This window comes from Streptomyces sp. 1-11, assembly GCF_007176755.1.
Classification (GTDB): Bacteria; Actinomycetota; Actinomycetes; order Streptomycetales; family Streptomycetaceae; genus Streptomyces.
In genome coordinates this window covers 740891-765323 of the sequence record NZ_BJTV01000001.1, presented here as the reverse complement: position 1 = coordinate 765323, position 24433 = coordinate 740891, and the positions used below count along the sequence as shown (strand labels likewise).

22 protein-coding genes and 6 tRNA genes are annotated in these 24433 nt (G+C 72.9%); 20 read left to right on the top strand and 8 right to left on the bottom strand.

The annotated features are described in order from the left end of the window. The first annotated feature begins 243 nt into the window (after positions 1 to 243). The 5 genes from TNCT1_RS03555 to TNCT1_RS03535 all read left to right on the top strand — a co-directional run bounded on the left by TNCT1_RS03555 (position 244) and on the right by TNCT1_RS03535 (position 6736). Positions 244 to 1419: a cytochrome P450 gene (locus TNCT1_RS03555; RefSeq protein ID WP_143627967.1), complete on the top strand. Its 1176-nt coding sequence runs from the start codon at positions 244 to 246 to the stop codon at positions 1417 to 1419. Continuing rightward, entirely contained in the window at positions 1412 to 2575 is a 1164-nt protein-coding gene (locus TNCT1_RS36620; protein WP_143627965.1) for a cytochrome P450, read from the top strand. Before TNCT1_RS03555 ends, TNCT1_RS36620 begins: the two co-directional genes overlap by 8 nt. After that, entirely contained in the window at positions 2572 to 4410 is a 1839-nt protein-coding gene (locus tag TNCT1_RS03545) for a prolyl oligopeptidase family serine peptidase (protein WP_143627962.1), read from the top strand. Before TNCT1_RS36620 ends, TNCT1_RS03545 begins: the two co-directional genes overlap by 4 nt. Then, entirely contained in the window at positions 4407 to 5393 is a 987-nt protein-coding gene (locus TNCT1_RS03540; protein WP_143627960.1) for an aspartyl/asparaginyl beta-hydroxylase domain-containing protein, read from the top strand. The genes TNCT1_RS03545 and TNCT1_RS03540 overlap by 4 nt, the downstream gene beginning before the upstream one ends. 92 nt (positions 5394 to 5485) lie before the next feature. After that, positions 5486 to 6736 (top strand): MFS transporter, encoded by a 1251-nt coding sequence (locus TNCT1_RS03535; RefSeq protein WP_143627958.1) that lies wholly within the window; start codon positions 5486 to 5488, stop codon positions 6734 to 6736. Positions 6737 to 7011: 275 nt separating this feature from the next. Here TNCT1_RS03535 and TNCT1_RS03530 read toward each other — a convergent pair whose 3' ends face one another. Then, a complete protein-coding gene (locus TNCT1_RS03530; protein ID WP_143627956.1) occupies positions 7012 to 8265 on the bottom strand; it encodes an APC family permease in 1254 nt (417 codons plus the stop codon). 154 nt (positions 8266 to 8419) lie between these two features. On the opposite strand from TNCT1_RS03530, the gene TNCT1_RS03525 reads away from it, so the two are divergent. Then, positions 8420 to 8686 (top strand): GlsB/YeaQ/YmgE family stress response membrane protein, encoded by a 267-nt coding sequence (locus TNCT1_RS03525; protein WP_143627954.1) that lies wholly within the window; start codon positions 8420 to 8422, stop codon positions 8684 to 8686. 105 nt (positions 8687 to 8791) lie between these two features. On the opposite strand, the gene TNCT1_RS03520 is transcribed toward TNCT1_RS03525, so the two are convergent. After that, complete coding sequence (locus TNCT1_RS03520; RefSeq protein ID WP_143627952.1) at positions 8792 to 9280, bottom strand: YajQ family cyclic di-GMP-binding protein; 489 nt, start codon at positions 9278 to 9280, stop codon at positions 8792 to 8794. A gap of 213 nt (positions 9281 to 9493) precedes the next feature. Here TNCT1_RS03520 and TNCT1_RS03515 point away from each other — a divergent pair. Then, positions 9494 to 9575, top strand: a tRNA-Tyr gene (locus TNCT1_RS03515). A gap of 95 nt (positions 9576 to 9670) precedes the next feature. Here the strand turns inward: TNCT1_RS03515 and TNCT1_RS03510 are convergent. Further along, positions 9671 to 9853, bottom strand: a complete 183-nt coding sequence (locus tag TNCT1_RS03510) for a hypothetical protein (RefSeq protein WP_143627950.1) — start codon at positions 9851 to 9853, stop codon at positions 9671 to 9673. A gap of 276 nt (positions 9854 to 10129) precedes the next feature. Next, positions 10130 to 12760: a SpoIIE family protein phosphatase gene (locus TNCT1_RS03505; protein ID WP_143627947.1), complete on the bottom strand. Its 2631-nt coding sequence runs from the start codon at positions 12758 to 12760 to the stop codon at positions 10130 to 10132. A 165-nt stretch (positions 12761 to 12925) separates the two neighbouring features. Between TNCT1_RS03505 and TNCT1_RS03500 the strand changes: the two genes are divergently transcribed. After that, on the top strand, positions 12926 to 13138 hold the full coding sequence (locus tag TNCT1_RS03500; RefSeq protein WP_143627945.1) for a hypothetical protein: 213 nt from the start codon (positions 12926 to 12928) through the stop codon (positions 13136 to 13138). Between the two features lie 102 nt (positions 13139 to 13240). Here the strand turns inward: TNCT1_RS03500 and TNCT1_RS03495 are convergent, their stop codons facing one another. Together TNCT1_RS03495 and TNCT1_RS03490 are read right to left on the bottom strand one after the other, a co-directional pair. Further along, the gene (locus TNCT1_RS03495) at positions 13241 to 13897 is read right to left on the bottom strand and encodes an NAD(P)H-binding protein (RefSeq protein WP_143627943.1); all 657 of its coding nucleotides are present in this window, start codon (positions 13895 to 13897) and stop codon (positions 13241 to 13243) included. A 333-nt stretch (positions 13898 to 14230) separates the two neighbouring features. Beyond that, entirely contained in the window at positions 14231 to 15502 is a 1272-nt protein-coding gene (locus tag TNCT1_RS03490; protein ID WP_143627941.1) for an amidohydrolase family protein, read from the bottom strand. Positions 15503 to 15870: 368 nt separating this feature from the next. Here TNCT1_RS03490 and TNCT1_RS03485 point away from each other — a divergent pair. The 10 genes from TNCT1_RS03485 (at position 15871) to TNCT1_RS03450 (ending at position 21138) form a co-directional block, all read left to right on the top strand. Next, positions 15871 to 15943: transfer RNA gene (locus TNCT1_RS03485), tRNA-Thr, on the top strand. Positions 15944 to 15989: 46 nt separating this feature from the next. Beyond that, positions 15990 to 16062 (top strand) — tRNA-Met (locus TNCT1_RS03480). 90 nt (positions 16063 to 16152) lie between these two features. Further along, a complete protein-coding gene (rpmG, locus tag TNCT1_RS03475; RefSeq protein ID WP_003948671.1) occupies positions 16153 to 16317 on the top strand; it encodes a 50S ribosomal protein L33 in 165 nt (54 codons plus the stop codon). 107 nt (positions 16318 to 16424) lie between these two features. Next, positions 16425 to 16877, top strand: coding sequence for a MaoC family dehydratase N-terminal domain-containing protein (locus TNCT1_RS03470; protein ID WP_143627939.1), 453 nt, complete (start codon positions 16425 to 16427; stop codon positions 16875 to 16877). An 8-nt stretch (positions 16878 to 16885) separates the two neighbouring features. Continuing rightward, entirely contained in the window at positions 16886 to 17314 is a 429-nt protein-coding gene (locus TNCT1_RS03465) for a MaoC family dehydratase (protein ID WP_143627937.1), read from the top strand. Positions 17315 to 17420: 106 nt separating this feature from the next. Beyond that, positions 17421 to 17990, top strand: coding sequence for a TetR/AcrR family transcriptional regulator (locus tag TNCT1_RS03460; RefSeq protein WP_143627935.1), 570 nt, complete (start codon positions 17421 to 17423; stop codon positions 17988 to 17990). Between the two features lie 99 nt (positions 17991 to 18089). Further along, complete coding sequence (locus TNCT1_RS03455) at positions 18090 to 19541, top strand: DHA2 family efflux MFS transporter permease subunit (RefSeq protein WP_143627933.1); 1452 nt, start codon at positions 18090 to 18092, stop codon at positions 19539 to 19541. 161 nt (positions 19542 to 19702) lie between these two features. After that, positions 19703 to 19784: transfer RNA gene (locus TNCT1_RS35470), tRNA-OTHER, on the top strand. A gap of 159 nt (positions 19785 to 19943) precedes the next feature. Next, a tRNA-OTHER gene (locus TNCT1_RS35465) sits at positions 19944 to 20025 on the top strand. A 57-nt stretch (positions 20026 to 20082) separates the two neighbouring features. Beyond that, on the top strand, positions 20083 to 21138 hold the full coding sequence (locus TNCT1_RS03450) for a UDP-N-acetylmuramate dehydrogenase (protein ID WP_143627931.1): 1056 nt from the start codon (positions 20083 to 20085) through the stop codon (positions 21136 to 21138). 150 nt (positions 21139 to 21288) lie between these two features. Here TNCT1_RS03450 and TNCT1_RS03445 read toward each other — a convergent pair whose 3' ends face one another. Both TNCT1_RS03445 and TNCT1_RS03440 read right to left on the bottom strand, forming a co-directional pair. Further along, entirely contained in the window at positions 21289 to 22329 is a 1041-nt protein-coding gene (locus TNCT1_RS03445; RefSeq protein ID WP_143627928.1) for an adenosine deaminase, read from the bottom strand. A gap of 129 nt (positions 22330 to 22458) precedes the next feature. After that, positions 22459 to 23685, bottom strand: coding sequence for a pyridoxal phosphate-dependent aminotransferase (locus TNCT1_RS03440; protein ID WP_143627926.1), 1227 nt, complete (start codon positions 23683 to 23685; stop codon positions 22459 to 22461). A 260-nt stretch (positions 23686 to 23945) separates the two neighbouring features. Between TNCT1_RS03440 and TNCT1_RS03435 the strand changes: the two genes are divergently transcribed. Beyond that, positions 23946 to 24018: transfer RNA gene (locus TNCT1_RS03435), tRNA-Trp, on the top strand. 107 nt (positions 24019 to 24125) lie between these two features. Beyond that, a complete protein-coding gene (gene secE, locus TNCT1_RS03430) occupies positions 24126 to 24410 on the top strand; it encodes a preprotein translocase subunit SecE (protein ID WP_143627924.1) in 285 nt (94 codons plus the stop codon). Positions 24411 to 24433: the final 23 nt, after the last annotated feature.

The following is a 24433-nucleotide window of genomic DNA, read 5'->3' as shown; positions in this document are numbered from 1 at the left end:
TCACCGGAAGTCATCGAGTCTCGTTGACGAGGCCATGCCGGCTACCTACATTCACTCTGGCTCGCCGCCCGGTGGGTCCCCGGTGTGAAACCGAAGCCGTCTGGAGGTGCCGCCATGCGCTACGCCTACTGATAAGACGTGACGGCGGCCCGGGTCATTAAACGACCCGGGCCGCCGCTCTGCCGGAAGCCGGCGACACGCATTACCCACCTGCTATGTCAAACGAATTGATGGGGCCACGGCATGGACGGATACAACCCCCTCGACCCGGCGACCGTGGCGGACCCCCACCCGGTGTACCGCCGACTCCGCGAGAGCGCACCCGTCTTCTTCAGCGAACGGCTGAACTCCTGGGTGCTGACCCGCTACGCCGACTGCCACCGTGTGCTCGCCGAGACCGAGACGTTCGCGGCGGACTGGCGCCGCGCCGGGCACGACGACGGCCCCGCCTCCGTCGCCAGCATGCAGGAGCTCGACCCGCCGGACCACACCCCGCTGCGCCGCCTGTTCACCACCGCCTTCCGCGACCAGGACCTCGACGCCATCGGCGAGCGCGCGGCCGCCGAGGCGATCGCCGCGCTCGAACGATGCGCAGACCGGCCGTCGTTCGACTTCACCGCCGAAGTGGCCCGGCCCGTCGCGCTGTCCGCGGTCTGCCGCCTCCTCGGCGTCGCCGAGCCGCCGGTCTCCTCGTTCGCCGCCCAGTCCGACGCGCTCGTGCGCGGCATGGACGCCGGCCTCCTGCCCGAGGTGCTCGAACCGGCCCTCGCCGCCCGCCGGCAGATCAACGACCTCATCGCCTCCTGGCACACCGCCGCGCCCCGCCCGGGCCTGCTGCGCGAGGTCCTGGCCGGCGCCGCACCGGCCGGCGTCACCGAGGAGGCGGTGTGGAACAGCGTCCGGGTGCTGTTCCTCGCCGGCTTCAGCACCACCGTGGGCGCCGCGGCCAACGCCGTCCTCGCCCTGCTGGAGCACCCCGAGGCGCTCGAACGCATGCGTGATCCCGCGCTGCTCGCGACCGGCGTCGACGAACTCCTGCGCTACGACGGCCCGGTGCAGGGCACGAGCCGCGCCTGCGTGACACGCACCGAGATCGGCGGCGCCGTGATCGAGCGCGGCCAGATCGTGCTCGCGCTGTTCGCCGCCGCCAACCGCGACCCCGAGCGCTTCCCCGACCCGGACGCCCTCGTCCTCGACCGGACGCCCAACCGGCACCTGTCGCTCGGCTGGGGCCCGCACGCCTGCTCCGGGGCGATCCTGGCCCGCCTCATCATCCGGGCCCTGGTGGCCGCCCTGCTCAAGGCGCCGGCGCCGATGCGGCTCGCCGCCGCCCCGACCCGCGCCCCCCGGGCCACCCTCCGCTACCCCGACACACTTCCCGTCACCCTCCGACCCGCTGGGAGCGACGTCCATGCCTGAGTTGACCACGGAGTACAACCCCCTCGATCCGGCCACCCTGGACGACCCCTACCGGGTGTACGCGGAACTCCGTGCGGCCGGCACCCCGCTGTGGAGCGAACGGCTGGACAGCTGGGTCCTCACCTCCTACGACGACTGCAAGCGGGTGCTCCTGGACCACGAGCGCTTCGCCGCCGACTGGCGCCGGGCCGGCGAGAGCGTGCCCGAGCCCGCCCTGGACGTCCACACGGTCGACCCGCCCGAGCACACGGCCATCTACGGCGTGCTCGCCGACGCCCTGCGCGACATGACGTCCCCCGCCCTGGCCGCCCGGGTCAGGGCCCACGTCTCCGACCGGCTCGACGCGCTGCCGCCCGGCCCGGTGAACCTGATCACCGCCTTCACCGAACCGCTCGCCCGCTGGTTCATCCCGGAGGCCGTCGGGCTGCCGCAGTTCGACCTCGACGAGATCCGGCCGGTGGCCGAGGCGATCACCCGCGCCATGGACTCCGGGCTGGTGCCCGAGACCCGCGAGCCCGGCGTCGCCGCCCAGCGCAAACTGGCCGCCCTCATCGACGGCTGGGTCGCCGGCATGTCCGCCGGAGAACCCGTCAGGGACCTGGTCGACCGGGCCGACGCGGCGGGCGTCCCGCACCAGCTCACCATGAACTCGCTGCGCACCCTGGTCGTCAACGGATTCACCGCGGTTCCCGCCTCGCTCGGAAACGCGCTGAACGCCCTCGCCCGGCTCGAAACGCCGCCGAAAGCCCTTTTCGACAGCACGGAAACCCTGGAAAGGGCGCCGCACGAATTCTTCCGGTTCGAGGCCCCCATCCAGGGCACCACCCGGCTCGCGGTCGCCGACACCGAATTCTCCGGAGTCAAGGTGCGGCGCGGCCAGGGAATGCTGATGCTTTTCGCCGCGGCCAACCGCGACCCGGCACAATTCAGCGACCCCGACCGACTCGATTTCCGGCGGAAGGCCAATCACCACCTCTCCTTCGGATACGGCGCCCACGCCTGCACCGGATCGATGCTCGCCCATCTGCTGCTGCGCGAAGTGCTCACCGTGCTCGCCGAACGCGGCATCGAGATCCGGCCGACCGGGCCCGCCGTGCACAAGCGCCTGGCGACCGTCCGCACGCTCGCCGAACTCCCGGCGGAAGTCATCCGGTGACCGGCACGCCACCCACGGCTCAGCCGGGCGAGGACCGCTGGCAGGCCCGGGTCCGCGCACCGCGCGTCACCCTGCCCCGCTGGGCCCGCGACGCCCCGGACCGCTGCCTGTACCGGTCCAACGCCTCAGGCACCTGGGAGCTGTACGCCTGGGACCGGGCCGCCGGCACGCACCGCCAGGTCACCCGGCGTCCGCACGGCACCTGGACGGGCGCGGTCGACCCCTCGGGCGCCTGGATCTGGTGGTTCGCCGACCGTGACGGCGGCGAGTTCGGGGTGTGGATGCGCCAGCCGTTCGACGGCGGCCCCGACGAGCCCGCCACCACCCTGGAGCCGGCCTACCCCGCCGGCCTCGCCCTCGGCGCCGACGGGCTGGCCGTCGTCGGCCGCGCCGGCGCGGACGGCAGCTCGGTCCACGTCTGCCGCCCCGGCGCCGAACCCGTGCCCGTGTACACGCACCAGGCGGACGCCCGGGTGGCCGCGCTGTCCCACGACGGCACCCTCATCGCCGTCGCCCACGGCGAGCACGGCGACAGCCGCCACCCCGCGCTCCGCGTGCTGCGCACCGACGGGACCACGGTCGCCGACCTCCACGACGGCCCCGGCCTCGGGCTGACCGCCTGCGCGTTCGGGCCCGCCGCCGGGGACGGCCGCCTGCTGGTGGAGCACGAGCGCCGCGGCCGCGCCGAACCCCTGCTGTGGGACGTGCGCACCGGCGAGGTCCGGGAGATCACCCTCGACCTGCCGGGGGAGACGGCCGCCGACTGGTACCCGGACGGCTCCGCCCTCCTCGTCTCGCACACCCGCCACGCCCGCGACGAGCTGTACCGCTACGACCTGCGGTCGGAGGAGCTCACCCGGATCCCCACGCCACCGGGCTCCATCGGGGTCCCGCTCGACCGGATCGCGGACGCCGCCACGGTGCGCCCGGACGGGACCGTCGAGTACGCCTGGTCCTCGGCGGCGGCGCCACCCGTGGTGCGCTCCACCGGTACCGGTGTCGTACTGAGCCCGCCCGGACCGCCCTGCCCGCCCTCGGTACCGGTGGAGGACGTGTGGGTGGACGGTCCCGGCGGCCCGGTGCACGCCCTGGTGTCCCGGCCGCCCGGCTGGACCGCGCCGGGCGTCTGCGTCTTCGAGGTGCACGGCGGTCCCATCGGCTTCGACGCCGACATCTTCGACCCCTCCGTCGCGGCCTGGGTCGACCACGGTTTCGCCGTGGTGCAGGTCAACTACCGCGGCTCCACCGGATACGGCGCCCAGTGGCGGGACGCCATCGAGGGGCGCCCCGGACTGACCGAGCTGGAGGACGTCGAAGCCGTCCGCGACTGGGCCGTGGCCTCCGGACTCGCCGACCCCCGCCACCTGGTCCTGACCGGACGCTCCTGGGGCGGCTACCTCACGCTGCTCGGCCTCGGCACCCGCCCCGCGAACTGGGCGGTCGGCATCGCCGCCATGCCGGTGGCCGACTACCTGGCGGCCTACGAGGACGAGATGGAGGAACTGCGGGCCTACGACCGCTCCCTGTTCGGCGGCTCGCCCGACGAGGTCCCGGAGCGCTACCGGGCCTCCTCCCCGCTCACCTACGCCGACCGGGTCACCGCCCCCCTGATGATCATCGCCGGGGAGAACGACCCCCGCTGCCCCATCCGGCAGATCGACAACTACATCGCACGCATCGCCGACCTCGGCCTGGAACACGAGGTCTACCGCTACGACGCGGGCCACGGCTCCCTCGTCGCCGGGGAGCGGATCCGGCAGATCGCCGCCACCGTCGGGTTCGCCCGCAAGCACGTGTGGCCTATCAGCCCGCACCCATCCGGAGGCACCGCATGACCGTGACCGACAACGCCGCCCCCACGATGCCCGCGGAGGCGGCACGGCTCGCGGCCGGCTTCGACCCCGCGAGGCTCCTGGCCGACCTCGACGCCGTCCGCACACACCAGTGGAAATTGCAGCGGTACTTCGGGGACGGGGTGGGCGCCCAGGCGGAGGTCGACTGGCGCATCCTGCCGCTGCGCAGCCCCGGCGGCGACCCCTCCCGCACCGACCCGGGCGGGCCGGGCAGCCAGGAGTGCGCGGACACGGAATGGCTGGCCCGCACCCCGTACCTGCGCGAGGTGCTCGCCGCCGTTCCGGCGCCGCTGCGCGCGGTCCGGCTGATGGCCCTCGGCCCGGGCGCGGTGAGCGACGTGCACAACGACACCAAGTACGGCCCGGCCTGGGGCGTCGCCCGCCTGCACGTGCCCATCACCACCCACCACGAGGCCACCCTGGTGCTCGACGGGGTGACGCACAGGTGGCAGCACGGCGAGTTCTGGTTCGGCGACTTCTCCCGGATGCACAAGGTGGAGAACACCGGTTCCGCGTCCCGCGTGCACATGGTCGTCGACTGCCTGACGGTGCCGGAGCTGGCGGCGGTGTTCCCCGCCGGGTGGCAGGAGTACTTCGCCCACGGCGAGGTGCTGCTCAACCGGCCCGAGACCCCTTACGCCGGCGACCCGAGCCGGCTGGCGCGCCGCTTCCAGGTGCCGCCGCCCTTCGCCGACTGGGAGGAGGAGGGGGAGTTCCCGGACGCCCCGGAGCGCGTCCAGGCCGAGATCGCCGTCACGTCCGGCGGAGTCGAGCTGCGCGTCGCCCCCGACCAGAGCTTCCCCCTCGTCCACATCGCCGACGCGGAGTTCCGCTTCGCGGGCTGGAGCCAGGAGCGGACCCTCCAGCTTCTCGACGGTCCTCGGGCCGGCGTAGTGCTGCGTACCCGTGTCGGCCGCGAGGTACGGGAACTGGCCGTCAACTCCGAATCAGTAGAACCGAGTTGACGGTCACAGGATAGATTTCCCGGGAACTGCCTGCGGACGAGACAGCTCACGGAAGCGGCGCCCCGGCGGCGCCGGCTGCCCTGAGGAGGGCCATGCGGAAGTACCTCGACGTGCTGCGGATCGCCGACTTCCGGCGGCTGTGGACCGGCTCCACGCTGAGCCTGCTCGGCGACGGGGCGAGCTGGACCGCGATGGCCTGGCTCGCCGTCACACACGGCGGCGCGGCCTCGCTCTCCCTGCTCGGGCTGTGCTACACCGCGCCCATCCTGGTCGGCGGGGTGCTGGGCGGCGCGGTCGTGGACCGCTTCTCCCGCCGGGCGCTGCTCATCGTCGACTCGCTGTGCCGGGGCGTCGCCATGGGAGCCGTTCCGCTCCTCGCGCTCAGCGGGCTGTTCCACCTCTGGCAGCTCTACGCGGCCGCCGCCGTCTGCGGCCTGTTCAAGATCCTCCCGATCGCCATCACCCCCGCCGTCGTCCCCGAACTCGTCCCGCAGGACCGGCTGGCCACCGGCACCGCTCTGGAGACGATCGCCCAGGGCGTGGCCAGCCTCACCGGTCCGGCGATCGGCGGCGCGCTGATCCCGCTGCTCGGCGCGCAGGCCGTGCTCGTGCTGGACGCGGCCACCTTCCTCGCCTTCCCGCTGTTCGTGCTGCGGATGGACCACCCGCTGCCCCGGCCGTCCGGCACCGCCGCCGAGGGATCCCGCAGCAGTTGGCTGCCGGTCGTCCGGCTGGTGCTCAGGGACCGGGCCCTGCTGGTCATCACCATCGCGTTCAGCGCGCTCAACACCGCCGCCGGCATGCTGATGGTGATGCAGCCGTGGCTGGCCCACGACCGGCTCCGGGACGGCGCCGGCGTCCTCGGCCTGCTGGTGGCCGGCCTCGCCGCGGCCGAACTGCTCGGCTCGTTCGCCGGCGGCACCCTCGACGCCTCGGCCCGGCCGATGCTGCGCATCGGCACCTGCCAGCTCCTCGCCGGCACCGGCCTACTGCTGTTCCTCGGCGGCCACCTGCCCGCGATCCTGGCCGGCCAGCTCGTCTTCGGAGTCGGCTGCGCCCTCGCCACGGTCTCCTCCCAGGTGGTCCGCTACGCCCGGACGCCACCGGCGCTCCTCGCCCGCACCATGACCCTGATGCGGACCCTGATGCTGGGCGCCATCCCCCTCGGCTCACTGGTCGCGGGCCCGCTCCTCGCCGGCCAGCGCTACACGACGACGGTGCTGGTCATGGTGGCCATCACCGTCGTACCCGGACTGCTGATGTGCGCCGTCCGCCTCCCGGCCCTGCCCACCACCCCGCCCCGGCCCTCGGCTTCCGCCGAGGAACACCTGGTCGAGGGCTGACGGGGGACACGGCCGGCGGCGCGGACGGCGGACCTCGACCGCGGCTCCCGGGCGCGGGCACGTCAGGGGTGGTCGCGGACGGGGCCTGGCAGCGCCCGGGACGGGGCCTGGCAGCGCTCGGGACAGGGGCGCGAGGCGCCGTAACGGCCTGCGGTCGTCCGGGGCGGTCGCGGTCGTGGTCGTGGGCGTCAGGCGTGGTCGCGGTCGCGGTTGCGGTCGTCCGGGGCGATCGCGGTCACGGTCGTGGTCGTCCGGGGCGGTCGTGGTCGTGGGCGTCAGGCGTGGTCGCGGCTCGCCCACCACCGGCGTGCGCCGTAGGCCAGCACGCCCACGGCGAGTACGCCCGTCCCCGTGGCGACCGAGGCCGGCGGCAGGGCGAAGGCCAGTGCGGCGCAGCCCGCCAGACCGATCACCGGCACCACCCGGGCCCGCGGGGCCGGGCTCAGCGTCCAGGCCGAGGCGTTGGCGACGGCGTAGTAGGCCAGGACGCCGAACGAGGAGAAACCGATCGCGCCGCGTACGTCCACCGTGGCGGCGAGCACGGCGACGACCGCGCCCACAGCCAGTTCGGCCCGGTGCGGCACCTGGAACCGTGGGTGCACGGCGGCCAGCACACGGGGGAGATGGCCGTCGCGGGCCATGGCGAGCGTCGTCCGGGACACCCCGAGCACCAGCGCGAGCAGCGACCCCAGCGCGGCCACCGCGGCCCCCATCCGGACCACCGGCACGAGCCCCGGCACCCCGGCCACGCGCACCGCGTCGGCCAGCGGCGCCGTCGCCTGCCCCAGACGGCCGGCCCCGAGCACACCGAGAACGGCCACCGCGACCGCCGCGTACACCACGAGGGTGATACCGAGAGCCAGCGGAACGGCCCGCGGAATGGTGCGCGCCGGATCCCGCACCTCCTCGCCGAGCGTGGCGATCCGCGCGTACCCGGCGAACGCGAAGAACAGCAGGCCGGCCGCCTGGAGCACCCCGCCGAACCCGGTCGCGGCACCGGGACCGAGCCGCCCCGCGTCCAGGCGCCCGGAGGTGAGGCAGGCGACCACCACGGCGGCGAGGACCGCCAGCACCACGGCGACGATCACCCGCGTCAGCCACGCCGACTTCTGGATGCCGCCGTAGTTCACGGCGGTCAGTGCCACCACGGCCGCCACCGCCACCGCGTGCGCCTGCCCCGGCCACACGTACGCCCCCACGGTGAGCGCCATGGCCGCGCAGGAGGCCGTCTTGCCGACCACGAACGCCCAGCCGGCCAGATACCCCCAGAACTCGCCCAGCCGCTCCCTGCCGTACACGTACGTCCCGCCCGACGCCGGATGGCGGGCGGCCAGCCGGGCCGAGGACATCGCGTTGCAGTAGGCCACCACGGCCGCGACGGCCAGCCCGGGCAGCAGCCCCCGCCCGGCGGCACGGGCGGCCGGGCCCAGGGCGGAGAACACGCCCGCCCCGAGCATCGCGCCGAGGCCGACGACCACGGCGTCCCGTACGCCCAGGGTGCGCCGCAGCGCGGTGCCGGAACCTGTCATGAGCGGCACCCTACTGATCGCCGCAACCGGCGGATGGACTCGAGGCGTCCTCTTCATCGACACGGCACGAACACGCGCGCGTCGACAGCCGATCCTCACCGGATTCTCAGGGGTCCAAGAGTGCGGACACAGCGCGGGAGGGCAGGTTCACGGCATGAGCATCATCGGTTGGATCATCCTGGGGCTTCTGGCCGGAGCCATCGCCAAGGTCCTGCTTCCGGGCCGCGACCCGGGCGGCTTCATCGGCACGACCCTCATCGGCATAGCCGGCGCGTTCATCGGCGGCTACATCTCGTCCCGCTGGCTGGACCATCCGATCAGCAAGCACTTCTACGACGGCGCGACCTGGGCCGCCGCGATCGGCGGCTCACTGGTCCTGCTGATCGTCTACCGCATCCTGTTCGGCAACTCGCGCGACTGAGCCGGGCGCGGCGGGCCGCCAGGGAGCGACCGGGCGCAGGAAGGGTGGGCACCGGCCGGTGCCCACCCTTCCTGCGCGTGACCGGCGCCGGACCGTGCCTTCGTCCTACCGATAGTTGACGAACTGCAGCGCGAAGTCGAAGTCCTTGCCCTTCAGGAGGGCGATCACCGTCTGCAGGTCGTCGCGGCTCTTGGAGCTGACCCGCAGCTCGTCGCCCTGGACCTGCGCCTTGACGCCCTTCGGGCCCTCGTCACGGATGATCTTGGCGACCTTCTTGGCGTTCTCCTGGGAGATGCCCTCCTCGATCGTCGCGAAGATCTTGTACTCCTTGCCGGAGAGCTGCGGCTCACCCGCGTCCAGGGCCTTCAGCGAGATGCCGCGCTTGATCAGCTTGGACTGGAAGACGTCGAGGATGGCGTTCACCCGGTCCTCGGAGTTCGCCTCCATCAGGATCTTCTCGCCGGACCACGAGATCGAGGCACCCACGCCCTTGAAGTCGTAGCGCTGCGAGATCTCCTTGGCGGCCTGGTTGAGGGCGTTGTCGACCTCCTGCCGCTCGACCTTCGAGACGATGTCGAAACTGGAGTCGGCCATGTCCTGTGGCTCCTTGTATCGGGGTGCGTATCGGGTGCGTGGCGGCGGCCGCCGAACCCGGCGTGACGCCGGGCCGCATCCGCACCAGCCTAGCCACCCCGGGACCCGGTGGGTGGAGATCAATCGGGTGGCGAAGCACCCCCTCGCATCGGGTATTGTTTACGTCGTTGCCACGGAGCACCGCCGAAAGACGGTTCGAAGGGCAGCGACCCCGGCGGTGTGCCCGAGCGGCCAAAGGGAGCAGACTGTAAATCTGCCGGCTCAGCCTTCCCAGGTTCGAATCCTGGCGCCGCCACACGGGAACAAAGGCCCCGTGACCTGCGAGTTCAGCAGGTCACGGGGCCTTTGTCGTGGTCCGGGACGGTCAGGCCTGCGGGGCGGGGTGGCCGGTCACGGGCAGGCGATCGGGCTGCCCACCGCGGCCATGCTCGTGCTCAGGGGACCCAGGAACTCGAAGCGCAGGATCGTCACCCCGGCCACGCCAAATCGGCGGAGCTGAACGCTCTTCCCGGAGGTGAACGTGCAGTCCCTGAGCAGCGACCCGTTCGTCTTGTCGATGACCCGGATGGTCACCGGCCCGGCCAGCGAACCCGACTGTCCGTCAATGCCCAGTGTGGCGTCGCATGTTCGGTACTTGCCGCCGAGTGGTCGCGTCCCCGATGGGGATGTTCTCCCCGCTCTGGGACGTGCACCGTCCCATGACGCAGCTGTCGGGCGCCAACTGGACGCCCTCCGGGACGTTGCTGCCCGACAGCGCCACCGGCAGGGGCTTGCCGACCGGCTCCCGCGCGGCGCCGGTCGGCTCGGACGCGAACGGGCCGAATGCCGGGCTCTGCCACGCGGGCCCCGTCAGGCGGGTGGGGTGGGGCGGAGGGCGAGGAGGGCTATGTCGTCGGTGGTGTCGGCGCCGAACTTGATGATCAGCTCGTCGCAGAAGGCGTTCAGCGGGGCCCGTGCGTGCTTGGCGGCGTGCCGGCCGAGTCGCGCCATCGCGTCGTCGAGGGACTCGCCGCGGCGCTCGATGAGGCCGTCGGTGAAGAGCAGCAGGGTGGAGTGGGGCGGCAGCGGGTCGCAGGCGGAAGCCCGGGGGAGGTCGGGGTCCAGCCCGATGAGCAGGCCCCTGCCCGTGTTCAGGTAGCGGGTGTCGCCGTCCTGGGTGGTGAGGAGCGGCGGGAGGTGCCCGGCGGACGAGTGGTGCAGGTGCCACGGGCCTTCCGCGGGGCCCTTGACCACGGCGTAGGCGCAGGTCGCGGTGGTGGTGGCGTGCGGGTTGAGGGTCTGGTTGGCGAGGTCCAGGCGGCGCAGCACGTCCCCGGGCGGTTCGTGGCCGTCGACGGCCAGACCGCGCAGCATGTTGCGCAGGCCGCTCATGGCGACGGCCGCCCGCAGGTCGTGGCCCGACACGTCACCGATGACCAGCACGGTGTCGCCGCCGGGCAGGGTGAAGGCGTCGTACCAGTCCCCGCCGACCTCGGCGGTGGCGTTCGAGGGCACGTAGCGGGCGCTCAGCTCCAGGTGGCCGATGCGGGGCAGTTCGGGCAGCAGGGCGCGCTGGAGGTGCGCGGCGGTGGACTGGTTGTGTCCGTGCAGCCGGGCGCTGTCCACTCCCAGGGCGATGCTGCGGACCAGTTCCGCGATCGGGAGGATGTCCTCCTTGGTGAACGGCTGCCCGTCCTGCACGCGCACCAGGGTCAGGGCCCCCAGGACCTCCCGGTGCGCGGACCGCAGCGGAGCCATGACGGCGCTGCGCCCGCCGAACTGCTCGACCAGCTCCATCTGCCGGACGTCCAGCGGGTTGTGCGGCTTGCCGAGCCGCGGGAGATCGGTGACCAGCAGCGGGCCCGCTCCGCGCAGCACCCGGGGCAGCGGGCCACGGGTACTCCTGGACACCGGCGGCAGCTTGCCGAGGTGCACCCCGGCGACCTGTACCTCGGGATCGCGGTGGACGACGCACACCCGCTCCACCTGCCCGGTCTCGTCGACGAGGTCCACCGCGCACCAGTCGGCCAGCCACCGTGTCAGCACGTGGCACACCCGCCGCAGGCCCTCCTCCACGCTGAGGGTGCTGTTCAGCGCCCTGCCGGTGCCGGCGAACAGGGACAGCCACTCGGGCGAGGCCCGCTGGTAGCTCTCCGGCTTCGCCTTCTTCGTGGTGCTCGGCAACTGCACCGGGCCGGGCGCCGGACGCGTCCTGTGCAGGCCGGGCGAAGGAGCGGGCGGCGGGGCCGGCGGAGCCGTTCTCGCGGTGAGCTGGGCGACGAACACGGTGCGCCCGTCGATCGCCTCCTGTGTCTGGATGTGCAGGCGGATGGGGATCAGCCGGCCGTCCTTGTGCAGCGCGGGAACCGGAATGGAGCGGCCCAGGATGCGCGGCCGGCCGGTGAGCAGCAGTGAGGTGAAGGCCGCCGTGTGGCGTTTGCGCAGGTGGTCGGGCATCAGCACGGTGAGCCGCCGGCCCACCAGGTCGTGGGCCTGCCAGCCCAGCAGGCTCGCCGCCGAGGCGCTCACCGCGATGATCCGGTTGCCGTCGTCGGCCGCGATGGTGGGCACGCTGCTGGCCTCGATGTCGCTCGCGTCCCAGGGATACAGCTCCGTCGGGGTGGCTCCCGGTGTGGCGGGGACCAGCGTCCACGCGGTCGGGTGCCGCCCGGAGAGCTGGCCGACGATCTGGTCGAGCAGCCAGTGGCGGAAGGCCCTGATCTGCGGCAGCGTCGGCAGGATGAGCAGGCTGCCCTGCTGCGCCGCCTCGTCGGCCGCCTCCAGCACGGCGTGCAGGGTCAGCACGGCCGGGGCCGCGTCCACCGGGAACGCCACGAGCAGGGACAGCGTCGAGCTGTCGGGGGTCTCCTGCTCCACGGCGGCCGTCATGGAAGCGGAGATGATGTTGCTGGTGTCCTGGGCGACGACGAGTTCGTCCGGCGTCACACCGGCCCGGCCGGCGACGAACGGAGCGAGGATCAGCTCGCGCAGCAGCCCCTCCCACTGCTGTTGCGCCGCCCAGTACAGCGCGTACGGCACGTCGTTCAGCGCGACGGTGACGGTCCGCTCGGCCGGCGCCACGGTCTCCCACGCGGAGGCCGGCGGTGCGGGCGCCTCCGGCCACACCTCGAACCAGACCGTCTTGCGGTCCCCGCTGCTGTGCACGCCGTGGCTGGTGGACAGTTCCTCCACCAGGGACAGGCCCCTGCCCGTGCAGGCGTAGGGATGGCGTTCGTGGGGCACCAGCCCGCGGTCCGGCCGCCGGTCGCTGACCCGCACGTGAACCTGGCCCTCGGTCGTCCAGACCTGTGTCTCGATCTCGGTCCGGGCGTGGATCACCGCGTTGGTCACCAGCTCGCCGACCAGCAGCTCGGCGGTGTACGCCGACTCGGGCCGGACATCGTCCAGCACCGACCGGACGAATCGCCGGGCCAGCGCGACGCTCTCCGCCTCCGGTGGCAGCCGCCGGGACGGCGCTCCGGGCGGACTGAGGCTGCCCATATCAGCAGAGTGCCCACATATGTCCGCCCAAACGGGACGGCGACCACGGCTCAGGGCCGGTGCGACGCCCGGTGCGCACCGGTGCTTCCCGGTCCGGCGGCCCGGCGCCGGGGGAGGTGCGAGCGCGGGCTCCGCTCCTGCGCCGGCGCCGGGCACACTGGCCGCATGGCATCCCGTCGCAGAACCTGTCCTGTGTGCCGCCGTGACATCGCCGTCGTCGCGGGTCGCTTCGCGCGGCACGACCCTCCCGGGGGACGGGAGAACACCGAGCTGGTCTCCTGCTCCGGGTCGCGGCTGCAGGCACAACTCGGAGCGGTCCAGCCGGCGTTGGACGGCTACGCCGTGCCGGACTTCCCCGGGCAGCTGCCCCTCTTCTGACCCTTGAGCGGCCGGCAACTTCCGGTCGGTGCACGGACCGTGGCCCTTCCAGCCCGATAACGGCCCGTGGCTCCACGGTCGGTGAACGGCCGGCCCGCGGCCTCAGTTGCCCGCGACCGACTTCACGGCCACCGACACCGGCGTCGAGCCGCCGATCAGCTCCAGCGTCAGACCGGCCGTCGCCGAGGTGTCCACCAGCTCCGCCAGCACGGCCGCCACGTCGTCCCGCGGGACCGGGCCGCGGCCGGTGTGGGCCTCCAGGCGGACCAGACCGGTGCCCGGCTCGTCCGTCAGCGCGCCGGGGCGCAGGATCGTCCAGTCGAGGGCATCCTGCCGGGTGACGTACGCGTCGGCCTCGCCCTTGGCGCGCAGGTACACGTCGAAGACCTCGTCGCCCTGGTGCCCGGGGTCCGCGCCCATCGAGGACACCACCACGAAACGCCGCACGCGCGCGCGTACGGCCGCGTCCGCGAACAGCACCGCCGCGCCCCTGTCCACCGTGTCCTTGCGGGCCGTGCCGCTGCCCGGGCCCGCGCCGGCCGCGAAGACCGCCGCGTCCGCGCCCTGCAGATGGGCCGCGACCTCCTCCACCGAAGCGGACTCCAGGTCGAGCAGGACCGGTTCGGCGCCCGCCGCCCGCAGGTCGTCGCCCTGCTCCGCCTTGCGGATGATCCCCGCGACCTCGTCCCCGCGCGCGGAGAGCACCCGCTCCAGCCGCAGCGCGATCTGACCATGACCACCAGCGATGACAATGCGCATGATTCCGACCGTACGCCGGAAGCGGTCTGTGCGCCGCACGGGTGAACGGCGCGCCGGACGCCGTCGCTCCACGCCCGCTCCGGACGCCCGCACGGCAGCGCACGCCGCACCGACACGGACGCCCGCACGACATGAGCACCCTCACGAAAGGAGCACCCCAACGGCACGAACGCCCTCACGACAAGCGGCCGCGCCCCGGTGGAGGCGCCAGGACGGTGGACGCGCCAGGACGACGGACGCGCCGGCAAGGTGGACGTCCGAAGCGCAACAGACGCCCCGAAGGACAGCAGACGCCCTGAAGGGCAGCAGACACCCCGAAGGGCAGCGGGCGACCTACGACAGCTCCCCTCGCCCCTGCCGCGGCAGCCCCAGTTCGGCCGCCGCCGCCGAGTTGCAGTACTCGCGGACCGCGCTCGTGCGCGCCACCACCCGGCCGCGGTGCACCACGATCCGGCTGTAGGCGAGGGAGAGGGCGCCGGACAGGCGGTCGCCGCGTACGGCCAGCAACTCGGCCGGGAACCCGGCCTCGACGCGCACCTCGGGCAACCCCAGGGCCTCCCGGGCCGCGGTGCTGACCGCCTCGTAGGCGTCCTCGGGGCGCAGCCCGTGCGCCGAGGCGAGGAGGTAGGCGGCCTCCAGCGGGTCGCCCCGGCCGACGGGGTTGGCGACGTCCCGTAGGGCGCCGCTGCCGGCCGCGACCCGGACCCCGGCCGCGCGCAGCAGCCGCACCGGCGCCGCGCCCCGCCGGTCCGCGGCGCCGCAGCCGCCCTGGGGGAGGCACACCACCGTCACCCCGGCCGCGGCGAGCTGCTCAGCGAGTCGGGAAGCGGTGTCGGCCGGCAGGCGCGCGAGACCGGCGCAGGGGCCGATCGTCACGCCGGGGCGCAGCCCGCCCGCCATGGCCGCGAGCCGGGAGAGCCGGGCCGGATCGGTGGCGTCCGTGTGCAGGTCAACCGGGCAGCCGTGCTCGGAGGCCACCTCCAGGACGGTTTCCACATAGCCCGTGGGATCCGGGTCCGTGTCCGGGCAGCCGCCCACCACCGACGCGCCCATCTTCAGCGCGTCGCGGAGCATCGCGAGCCCGTCGGCCCCCGCCACCCCGGTCAGCAGGCGCGGCATCGCCACCGTGGTCAGCTCCGCGAGGCCGCGCAGCGAGCGCCTGGCCTGCAGTACGGCACCGAGGGCGCCCAGGCCCTGCACGTCGCCCACGCGTACGTGCGCGCGTGCCGCCGTCGCGCCGTGCCCGAGCTGGAGCAGGGCCGCCTCCGTGGCCCGGCGCTGGACGTCCTCGGGGGCGTACGAGACCGGTCCGGGCTGCTCGGCGGACAGCGCGGTGTCGCCGTGGGCGTGCGGCTCGGCCGGGGCCGGCAGGAGCAGGTAGCCGCCGAGGGCCACGCGGGAGGCGCCCGGCCGGGGCGGGCCCGGGGTCAGGCTGCCGGCCGTGCCGACGGCCTCGATGCGCCCGCCGCCGAGCCGTACGTCCACGGTCCGGCCGTCGGTCAGCCGCGCCCCGCACAGCAGCACCGCGGCCTGGTCGGGCTGCCCGCCGGAGGATCCCGGCTGGTTCGACGGCCACGGGGGCGGCTGCGGATGGCTCTCGGGCATCGGACTCCAGGGTTCGGACCGGGGGCTCGGGGCGGGGCCGCGCGAGCGGGGCCCGGACGTGCCGGACCCAAGATCACGCGGAGTGGGTCGAGCCTAGGGCGGTGAACACGGCGGGGCGCGGAGGAGCGCAATAGTCGTACCGGCGTGGTCCGCCCGTGCCGGGAGGCCCGTCACCCGCGGCGACGAGTGGTCTCCACGCGCGCGTGGGGCGCGTCGCGGAAGGCCGCGGGCCCGCGCCGCAGAGGGCTTCCGGGGGGCGGCCGGACTGTCCCGGGAGTGACCGCGACAACCCGGGAACAGCGGTGCGGCGGGGGTCCGGATACGGATTTGGGCGAACGGCTGCGGACCGTGTAATGTCTTCATCGCTCGCCCCAATAGCTCAGTCGGCAGAGCGTCTCCATGGTAAGGAGAAGGTCTACGGTTCGATTCCGTATTGGGGCTCTGGTGTGAGAGGTTCCCGCCGCGAGGCGGGGCCCGATCGCATCACAGCGGTGTAGCTCAGTCGGTAGAGCAAGCGGCTCATAATCGCTGTGTCACCGGTTCAAGTCCGGTCACCGCTACTGATAGTAGCCGATTGCGGGGTCGGTCCTTCGATCGGCTACTCTTTTTTGCGTTGAATCAGTCCATCCGTTCGTCTTAGGAGCACTCACGTGGCTGCCACCGACGTCCGCCCGAAGATCACGCTGGCCTGCGTGGAGTGCAAGGAGCGGAACTACATCACCAAGAAGAACCGGCGTAACAACCCGGACCGTCTTGAGATGAAGAAGCACTGCCCGCGTTGCAACGCGCACACCGCGCACCGCGAAACGCGATAAATCAGGCTCGTACGTGAGGCCGCCCCCGCAAGCTGGGGGGCGGCCTCACGTCGTTTCACAGGCTGCTGAGACCAGACACGCTGCTGAGACCAGGAGGTGCCGGGCCAATGGCGCTCGACCAGTCCTTCGTGGGGCGGACCTATCCGCCCACCGCGCCCTACGAGGTGGGCCGGGAGAAGATTCGCGAGTTCGCCGAGGCGGTAGGGGAGACCAATCCGGTCTACACGGACCCGGAGGCCGCCAAGGCGTTCGGTCACCCGGACGTGATCGCCCCGCCGACCTACGTGTTCTCCATCACCTTCCGGGCCGCCGGGCAGGTCATCGAGGACCCGCAGCTCGGCCTGGACTACAGCCGCGTGGTGCACGGCGACCAGAAGTTCGCCTACGCCCGCCCGGTGCGGGCCGGTGACCGGCTCACGGTGACGTCCACCATCGAGGGCATCAAGTCCCTCGCGGGCAACGACATCCTGGACATCCGCGGCGAGGTGCACGACGAGGCCGGCGAGCACGTGGTGACCGCCTGGACCAAGCTCGTGGCCCGTGCGGCCGAGGAGGCGTGAGGCAGCCGATGACCGCGAACATCGCGTACGACGACGTCGAGGTCGGCACCGAGCTGCCGGCGCAGACCTTCCCCGTGACCCGCGCCACCCTGGTGCGGTACGCGGGCGCGTCCGGGGACTTCAACCCGATCCACTGGAACGAGAAGTTCGCCAAGGAGGTGGGTCTGCCGGACGTCATCGCGCACGGCATGTTCACCATGGCCGAGGCGATCCGCGTGGTCACCGACTGGACCGGTGACCCGGGCGCGGTTGTGGAGTACGGCGTCCGCTTCACCAAGCCGGTCGTCGTGCCGAACGACGACGAGGGCGCGGTGATCGAGGTCAGCGCCAAGGTCGCGGACAAGCTCGGCGACGGGACGGTGCGGGTCGACCTGACGGCCAAGAGCGCGGGCCAGAAGGTGCTGGGCATGTCCCGGGCGGTCGTGCGACTGGCCTGAGGGCACCGGCTGCCGGCAGTGAGGGGCGTCCACCACGGGTGGGCGCCCCTCATGCGCGCCGTAGCGCCCCTTGCGGAGTTAGTGATTGAGCACTAACTTACTTTCCATGCCCAGGATGAGTGCGGAGGAGCGGCGCGAGAGCGTCGTTCGCGCGGCGATCTCCGAGTTCGCGCAGAAGGGGTACTACGGCACCTCCACCGAGGCGATCGCCAGACGGGTGGGCGTCTCGCAGCCGTACCTCTTCCGGCTCTTCGCGGGCAAGAAGGCGATCTTCGTCGCGGCGTCCCTGCGGTGCGTGGAGGACGTCTGCCAGGTCTTCGCCGGGGCGGCCGAGGGGCTGGAGGGCGAGGAGGCCCTGCACGCCATGGCCGGCGCCTACGTGCGCCTGATCACGGAGCAGCCCGAGAAGCTCCGGATGCAGATGCAGACGTACATCGCGGTGGCCGCGGCGGAGGCGGAGGGCGACCGGGAGTTCGGCGAGGCGGTGCGGGCCGCCTGGATGCGGCTGTGGGACACCGTCCACCTGCCGCTCGGCGCGGACGACAGCGAGACCACGACCTTCCTGGCGTACGGGATGCTCGTCAACACCCTCGCCGCCATGGGGTTCCCGCCCGGGCACCGGGTCTGGCAGGCGATGTACCCGTCGGCCCGGATCACCGGCCCGCTCCGGAGCTAGGTAGCTAGGGCGGGGCGGGGGCGGGACCGGCCCTCTTTCACGGGCGCGGAAGTTAGTAATCAATAACTAATCAACGCTGGAACACCCTCAGGGGGAGAGATGTCACAGCAGACCGCACGACGCGGGGGCGCCGCATGGGCCCTCGTCATCACCAGCGTCGCCGGATTCATGGCGGCCCTCGACAACCTCGTCGTCACCACCGCGCTGCCCTCCATCCGCGAGGACCTCGGAGGCGCGCTGGACGACCTGGAATGGACGGTCAGCGCCTACACGCTCACCTTCGCCGTCCTGCTCATGACCGGCGCCGCGCTCGGCGACCGCTTCGGGCGCCGCCGGCTCTTCCTCGCCGGGCTCACCGTCTTCACCGGCGCCTCCGCCGCCGCGGCCATGGCCCCCGGCATCGGCTCCCTCATCGCCGCCCGCGCCGTCCAGGGCGTCGGCGCCGCCGTGCTCATGCCGCTGACCCTCACCCTGCTCACCGCCGCCGTGCCCGCCGCCCGGCGCGGCACGGCCTACGGCATCTGGGGCGCCGTCAACGGCCTCGCGGTCGCCTCCGGACCGCTCATCGGGGGCAGCCTCACCGAGCACATCTCCTGGCACTGGATCTTCTGGCTGAACGTCCCACTCGGCCTGGTCCTGCTGCCGCTCGCCCGGCTGCGCCTCGCCGAGTCCCACGGCACCGGCGCCCGGCTCGACCTGCCCGGCACCGTGCTGGCCAGCGGCGGCCTCTTCGGCATCGTCTACGGCCTGGTCCGCGGACCCGCCGACGGCTGGACCGACACCACCGTGCTGAGCGCCCTGTTCGCCGGGAGCGCGCTGCTCGTGGGCTTCGTCCTCTACAGCACCCGCGCCGCCGCCCCGATGCTGCCGATGCGGTTGTTCCGCTCCCGGGCCTTCGCCGGGATCAACGCGGCCAGCCTGCTGATGTTCGTCGGCATGTTCGGCTCGATCTTCCTGCTCAGCCAGTACATGCAGGGCGTGCTCGGCTACTCGCCCACCGAGGCGGGCCTGCGGATGCTGCCGTGGACCGGCATGCCGATGCTGGTGGCACCCGTGGCGGGCATCCTCTCCGACCGCGTCGGCGGCCGCCCGGTCGTCGCCACCGGCCTGTTCCTGCAGGCGGCGGGCCTCGGCTATATGGCCTGCGTGGTCTCCGCCGACGTCTCCTACGCGGCCCAGCTCCCCGGCCTGGTGATCAGCGGCATCGGCATGGCCCTGTACTTCGCGCCGGCCGCGAACCTGGTGATGTCCAGCGTCCGCCCGCGGGAACAGGGCATCGCCTCCGGCGCCAACAACGCGCTGCGCGAGGTGGGCGGCGCGCTCGGCATCGCGATCATGTCGTCGATCTTCTCCGCCCAGGGCGGCTACGCGAGCGCCCAGAACTTCGTGGACGGTCTGCGCCCCGCCCTCGTCACCGGCTCTGCGGTGGTCGCCCTCGCGGGGCTGGCCGCCCTGCTCGTCCCGGGCCGGCGGCGGACGCCGGACACCGAGGAGGCCGCCGGCCGGCCCGGACGGGCGTCCGCACCGGCCGCCGAGGCGCTCTCCGCCTGACAGCGCACCGCGCCCGCACGCGCACGTGGCTCCCGCCGAGGCCCACGCGCGCGTGCGGGCACTTGTCAGCGGGGGGGGGTCAGCGTGCCGTCAGGGGCGGCTGGCAAGGTTGTACTCGTGAACGGCGCGGGGGACCGGGCCGGGAGCTGGGAGAGGTGCCCGGAGTGGCTCATCGGGGACCGAGAGCATGTCTTGAGGTCGGGTCCTTCGGGGCCCGCGCAGGTTCGAATCCTGCCCTCTCCGCAAGGTGGGACGCGCGTGTGGCTTTTCGGGCCTGCGCGCGTCTTGCTTTTGTGCGGCGCGGTCGTGTCAGCGGGGGGTCAGCGTGCCGTCAGGGGCGGCTGGCAAGGTTGTACTCGTGAACGGCGCGGGGGACCGGGCCGGGAGCTGGGAGAGGTGCCCGGAGTGGCTCATCGGGGACCGAGAGCATGTCTTGAGGTCGGGTCCTTCGGGGCCCGCGCAGGTTCGAATCCTGCCCTCTCCGCTCGCAGGGAGCGCGGGCGCCGCCGGGCCGCCGGCGGTGTCTCGTAGTCTTGGGCCCGTGCAGGAACTCCACGACGCCCCCCTCGCCCCGCTGACCACCTTCCGGCTGGGCGGCCCCGCGGCCCGGCTGGTCACCGCCACCACCGACGCGGAGGTCGTCGACACCGTCCGCCGCGCCGACGACACCGGGACGCCGCTGCTGATCATCGGCGGCGGCTCGAACCTGGTCATCGGCGACAAGGGCTTCGACGGCACCGCCCTGCGCATCGCCACGCGCGGCGTCGAACTGCGCGGCACCACACTGGAGCTGGCGGCCGGCGAGGTCTGGACCGACGCCGTCGCCCGCAGCGTCGAGGCCGGGCTCGCCGGGATCGAGTGCCTGGCCGGCATCCCGGGCTCCGCCGGCGCCACGCCGATCCAGAACGTGGGCGCCTACGGCCAGGAGGTCTCCGCGACGGTCACCGAGGTGATCGCCTACGACCGCCGGGCCGGACAGACGGTCACGCTGACCAACGAGGAATGCGCCTTCTCCTACCGGCACAGCCGCTTCAAGGCCGACCCCGAGCGCTACGTCGTGCTGCGGGTCCGCTTCGGTCTTGAGGACGCGGGCGGCCTGTCGGCGCCCGTCCGGTACGCCGAGGCGGCCCGCGCGCTCGGCGTCGAGCCGGGCGACCGGGTGCCGCTCGCCGCGGCCCGCGAGACCGTGCTGAAGCTGCGCGCCGGGAAGGGCATGGTGCTCGACCCCGAGGACCACGACACCTGGTCCGCCGGCTCCTTCTTCACCAACCCGATCCTCGACCAGGAGCAGTTCGCCGCCTTCCACGCGCGCGTGCGGGAACGGCTGGGCGAGGACGCCGAGCCGCCGGCGTACCCGGCGGGGGAGGGCCGCACCAAGACCTCGGCGGCCTGGCTGATCGACAAGGCCGGCTTCACCAAGGGGTACGGCACCGGGCCCGCCCGCATCTCCACCAAGCACACCCTCGCCCTGACCAACCGGGGCGACGCCACCACGGAGGACCTGCTGGCCCTGGCCCGCGAGGTCGTCGCCGGGGTCCGCGAGGCCTTCGGGGTGACGCTGGTCAACGAACCAGTGACGGTCGGCGTCAGCCTGTGACGGCATGAGACCGGCGCCGCGCGCGTCCCGGCCCGGTACGGGCGGGCAGGACACCGCGTCGGCCGGCCCCGGCCACCCCCCGGACGCACCCCGCAGCGCGAGCCCCGAGGTGCTGATCCGCTGACAACACCCGCCCGCCGAACACCCCGTTCAGGCGGCCGGGCCGGTCAGCCAGTCGTCCACGCCGGCCAGCAGACGGGCCCTGACGTCGTCCGGGGCGGCCGAACCGCGGATGGACTGGCGGGCCAGCTCGGCGAGTTCGGCGTCCGTGAAGCTGTGGTGCTCCCGGGCGATGTCGTACTGGGCCGCGAGGCGGGAACCGAAGAGCAGGGGGTCGTCCGCGCCCAGGGCCAGCGGCACGCCCGCCTCGAAGAGCGTCCGCAGGGGGACGTCCCCGGGCTTCTCGTAGACGCCGAGCGCGACATTGGAGGCCGGGCACACCTCGCAGGTGACGCCCCGGTCCGCCAGCCGCTTCAGCAGCCGTGGGTCCTCCGCAGCGCGCACCCCGTGCCCGATCCGGGAGGCGTGCAGATCGTCCAGGCAGTCGCGCACCGACGCCGCGCCGGCCAGCTCGCCGCCGTGCGGGGCCGACAGCAGGCCGCCCTCGCGCGCGATGTGGAACGCGCGGTCGAAGTCCCGCGCCATCCCGCGCCGCTCGTCGTTCGACAGCCCGAAGCCGACCACGCCCCGGTCGGCGTACCGCACCGCGAGCCGGGCCAGCGTACGGGCGTCCAGGGGGTGCTTCATGCGGTTCGCCGCCACCAGCACCCGCATGTCGAGCCCGGTCTCCCGCGACGTCGTGTCCACCGCGTCCAGGATGATCTCCAGGGCCGGGATCAGACCGCCCAGCCGGGGCGCGTACGAGGTGGGGTCCACCTGGATCTCCAGCCAGCCCGAACCGTCCCGCAGGTCCTCCTCCGCGGCCTCGCGCACCAGCCGCTGGATGTCCTCGGGCGCTCTGAGGCAGGAGCGCGCGGCGTCGTACAGCCGCTGGAAGCGGAACCATCCGCGCTCGTCCGTCGCCCGCAGCCGCGGCGGTTCCCCGCTGGTCAGGGCCTCGGTCAGGGCATCGGGCAGGCGCACGCCGTACTTGTCGGCCAGCTCCAGGACGGTCGCCGGCCGCATCGAGCCGGTGAAGTGCAGGTGCAGATGGGCCTTCGGCAGTCCAGAGAGATCACGTACACGCTCCATTCCCAGATCCTGCCGCACGTCACCGCCGTACCGGTAGCCGTTTCCCCGTTCGTGGTCTTGCCCGCACACAGGAGCGGGCCGCCTCCCCGGAGGGAGACGGCCCGCTTCTGGTGCCCGGACGGGCGGGAACTAGTCCCGCGCCTCCGCCAGCAGCTTCTGGATCCGGCTCACGCCCTCGACGAGGTCCTCGTCGCCGAGCGCGTACGACAGCCGCAGGTAGCCCGGCGTGCCGAAGGCCTCGCCCGGGACGACCGCGACCTCGGCCTCCTCCAGGATGAGCGCGGCCAGCTCGACGGTGTCCTGCGGGCGCTTGCCGCGGATCTCCTTGCCGAGCAGGGCCTTGACCGACGGGTAGGCGTAGAAGGCGCCCTCGGGCTCCGGGCAGAGCACGCCGTCGATCTCGTTGAGCATCCGCACGATGGTCCGGCGGCGCCGGTCGAAGGCCTCGCGCATCTTCGCCACGGCCTCCAGGTCGCCGGAGACGGCGGCGAGGGCGGCCACCTGGGCCACGTTGGAGACGTTCGAGGTGGCGTGCGACTGCAGGTTCGTCGCGGCCTTGACCACGTCCTTCGGGCCGATGACCCAGCCCACCCGCCAGCCGGTCATGGCATACGTCTTGGCGACGCCGTTGACCACGATGCACTTGTCGCGCAGCTCGGGCAGCAGCGCCGGCAGGGACACGGCGGACGCGTCGCCGTAGACCAGGTGCTCGTAGATCTCGTCCGTCAGCACCCACAGGCCGTGCTCGGCGGCCCAGCGGCCGATCGCCTCGGTCTCGGCCTCGGAGTACACCGCACCGGTCGGGTTGGACGGGGAGACGAAGAGGACGACCTTGGTCCTGTCGGTGCGCGCCGCCTCGAGCTGCTCGACGGTGACGCGGTAGCCGGTGGTCTCGTCGGCGACGACGTCGACCGGGACGCCGCCGGCCAGGCGGATCGACTCCGGGTACGTGGTCCAGTACGGCGCCGGGACGATGACCTCGTCGCCCGGGTCGAGGATCGCGGCGAACGCCTCGTAGATGGCCTGCTTGCCGCCGTTGGTGACCAGGATCTGCGAGACGTCGGGCTCCCAGCCGGAGTCGCGCAGCGTCTTCGCCGCGATCGCCGCCTTCAGCTCCGGCAGGCCGCCGGCCGGCGTGTACCGGTGGTACTTCGGGTTCTTGCAGGCCTCGACGGCCGCGTCGACGATGTAGTCCGGAGTCGGGAAGTCGGGCTCACCGGCGCCGAAGCCGATCACCGGACGCCCGGCGGCCTTCAGGGCCTTGGCCTTTGCGTCCACGGCGAGGGTGGCGGACTCGGAGATCGCGCCGACTCGGGCGGAGACCCGGCGCTCGGTGGGAGGGGTTGCAGCGCTCATGCGCCCATCGTTCCAGACCGGAAATGACCCCGGCACACGGGTTTCACAGACTGAACAGCATCGGGTCGAGGCGTGAACACGGGTCCGAATCCCGCCTCCGGCCTGGACGATCTTCACTCGGAGGACCCCGGACCGGGCCTTTCTGTTCGACGCCGGGCCCCGGACCACGTACACTCTTCCCTCGTTGGCCTTCAGCAGCCGCAACGCAGCCGGTGCACACCGAGCACCCGGCCGGATGCGGTACGTTGGGGGACACACAAAGGGTCGTAGCTCAATTGGTAGAGCACTGGTCTCCAAAACCAGCGGTTGGGGGTTCAAGTCCCTCCGGCCCTGCTACACACACCGCCAGGATGTGTGCGCGTGTACGTACAGCAATGCACCGCCGTGCGGCTCAGAAACCGGGCGCGGCACGGCCACGACCCGGGATCAGGTGAGGACGCATGACGGACGCCGTGGGCTCCATCGACACGCCTGATGCTCAGGACCAGGTGCCCGAGTCGAAGAAGAACCGCAAGGGCGGCAAGCGCGGCAAGAAGGGCCCGCTGAAGCGCCTGGCCATCTTCTACCGCCAGATCGTCGCGGAACTCCGCAAGGTCGTCTGGCCCTCGCGCAACCAGCTGACGTCGTACACCACCGTGGTGATCTTCTTCGTCGCCATCATGATCGCCCTGGTGACCGTGATTGACTATGGGCTCAACCACGCGGCCAAGTACGTCTTCGGCTGAGCCCAGAGCGAAGGGCGCCGTGG

Coding starts and splice junctions, on each gene's coding strand:
- TNCT1_RS03525 (WP_143627954.1), top strand. CDS start 8,420: ATGAGCATCATCGGTTGGATCATCCTGGGGCTTCTGGCCGGAGCCATC.
- TNCT1_RS03460 (WP_143627935.1), top strand. CDS start 17,421: ATGCCCAGGATGAGTGCGGAGGAGCGGCGCGAGAGCGTCGTTCGCGCG.
- TNCT1_RS03455 (WP_143627933.1), top strand. CDS start 18,090: ATGTCACAGCAGACCGCACGACGCGGGGGCGCCGCATGGGCCCTCGTC.
- TNCT1_RS03530 (WP_143627956.1), bottom strand. CDS start 8,265: ATGACAGGTTCCGGCACCGCGCTGCGGCGCACCCTGGGCGTACGGGAC.
- TNCT1_RS03500 (WP_143627945.1), top strand. CDS start 12,926: ATGGCATCCCGTCGCAGAACCTGTCCTGTGTGCCGCCGTGACATCGCC.
- TNCT1_RS03470 (WP_143627939.1), top strand. CDS start 16,425: ATGGCGCTCGACCAGTCCTTCGTGGGGCGGACCTATCCGCCCACCGCG.
- TNCT1_RS03490 (WP_143627941.1), bottom strand. CDS start 15,502: ATGCCCGAGAGCCATCCGCAGCCGCCCCCGTGGCCGTCGAACCAGCCG.
- TNCT1_RS03505 (WP_143627947.1), bottom strand. CDS start 12,760: ATGGGCAGCCTCAGTCCGCCCGGAGCGCCGTCCCGGCGGCTGCCACCG.
- TNCT1_RS03440 (WP_143627926.1), bottom strand. CDS start 23,685: ATGAGCGCTGCAACCCCTCCCACCGAGCGCCGGGTCTCCGCCCGAGTC.
- TNCT1_RS03445 (WP_143627928.1), bottom strand. CDS start 22,329: ATGGAGCGTGTACGTGATCTCTCTGGACTGCCGAAGGCCCATCTGCAC.
- TNCT1_RS03555 (WP_143627967.1), top strand. CDS start 244: ATGGACGGATACAACCCCCTCGACCCGGCGACCGTGGCGGACCCCCAC.
- TNCT1_RS03535 (WP_143627958.1), top strand. CDS start 5,486: ATGCGGAAGTACCTCGACGTGCTGCGGATCGCCGACTTCCGGCGGCTG.
- TNCT1_RS36620 (WP_143627965.1), top strand. CDS start 1,412: ATGCCTGAGTTGACCACGGAGTACAACCCCCTCGATCCGGCCACCCTG.
- TNCT1_RS03520 (WP_143627952.1), bottom strand. CDS start 9,280: ATGGCCGACTCCAGTTTCGACATCGTCTCGAAGGTCGAGCGGCAGGAG.
- TNCT1_RS03495 (WP_143627943.1), bottom strand. CDS start 13,897: ATGCGCATTGTCATCGCTGGTGGTCATGGTCAGATCGCGCTGCGGCTG.
- TNCT1_RS03540 (WP_143627960.1), top strand. CDS start 4,407: ATGACCGTGACCGACAACGCCGCCCCCACGATGCCCGCGGAGGCGGCA.
- secE (WP_143627924.1), top strand. CDS start 24,126: ATGACGGACGCCGTGGGCTCCATCGACACGCCTGATGCTCAGGACCAG.
- TNCT1_RS03465 (WP_143627937.1), top strand. CDS start 16,886: ATGACCGCGAACATCGCGTACGACGACGTCGAGGTCGGCACCGAGCTG.